This is a genomic window from Hydrogenophaga sp., from assembly GCF_031426985.1.
Taxonomy (GTDB): domain Bacteria; phylum Pseudomonadota; class Gammaproteobacteria; order Burkholderiales; family Burkholderiaceae_C; genus Hydrogenophaga.
On sequence record NZ_JASJOY010000071.1, the window covers coordinates 1 to 1,143 of the forward strand.

The 1,143-nt window shown below is 70.7% G+C and carries 2 protein-coding genes; both read left to right on the forward strand.

Annotated features, from left to right (window positions below; translation table 11 throughout):
* On the forward strand, positions 1–562 hold a 562-nt coding region (locus RMP09_RS09780; RefSeq protein WP_310565793.1), incomplete at its 5' end, for a UbiX family flavin prenyltransferase.
* Positions 559–1,143: UbiD family decarboxylase domain-containing protein (locus tag RMP09_RS09785; protein ID WP_310565794.1), on the forward strand; the 585-nt coding region annotated here is incomplete at its 3' end. The genes RMP09_RS09780 and RMP09_RS09785, both read left to right, overlap by 4 nt.

The following is a 1,143-nucleotide window of genomic DNA, read 5'->3' on the forward strand; positions in this document are numbered from 1 at the left end:
GGCCATCACCGGCGCCAGCGGCGCGGTCTACGGCCTGCGCCTGCTGCAGGTGCTGGGCGCGATGCCCGGCGTGCAGGTGCACGCGGTCGTGTCCGACGCCGGCTGGCTCACGCTGCACCACGAACTGACCCTCGCGCCCGAAGCCCTGCGCCCGCTGGTGCACACGCTGCACGACGCGAACAACCTCGGCGCCGGCCCGGCCAGTGGCTCGTTCCGCTGCGACGGCATGGTGGTCGCGCCCTGCTCCATGCGCACGCTCGCGGCCATCGCCCACGGCCTGTCGGACAACCTGCTCATCCGCGCCGCCGACGTGATGCTCAAGGAACGCCGCCGTCTCGTGCTGATGACGCGCGAGACCCCGCTGCACCTGGGCCACCTGCGCAACATGACCGCGGTCACCGAGATGGGCGCCATCGTCTGCCCGCCCATGCCCGCCTTCTACCTGCGCCCACAAACCCTCGACGACCTCGTGGACGCCAGCGTGGCGCGCGTGCTCGACCTGCTCGACGTGCCGCACGCGCTGAGCCAACGCTGGCAGGGCATGGACATCGCGCCCGCATGACCTACAAGGACCTGCGCGAGTTCATCGCGCAACTGGAAACCGCGGGCGAACTGCGGCGCGTGAGCCAGCCGGTCTCCCCACACCTGGAGATGACCGCGCTGTGCGACCGCGTGCTGCGCGCCGGTGGCCCGGCCCTGCTGTTCGAGCGACCCACCGGCCACAGCATGCCGGTGCTGGGCAACCTGTTTGGCACCACCGGCCGCGTGGCGCGCGCCATGGGCGTGGACAGTCTGGCCGAGCTGCGCCAGTTCGGCGAGGTGCTCGCCGCGCTCAAGGAACCGCAGGCGCCGGGCGGCCTGAAAGACATGGTGGCCCTGGGCGGTCTGCTCAAAAAACTGTGGCACATGACGCCACAGGAACACGGGTCGGCGCCCTGCCAGGATGTCGTGTGGGAGGGCGCCGACGTCGATTTGAGCCGGCTGCCGATCCAGCACTGCTGGCCCGGCGATGTGGCGCCGCTGATCACCTGGGGGCTGACCGTGACGAAGGGACCGCACAAGAAGCGGCAGAACCTCGGCATCTACCGCCAACAGGTGATCGCGCCCAACAAGCTCATCATGCGCTGGCTGGCGCACCGCGGC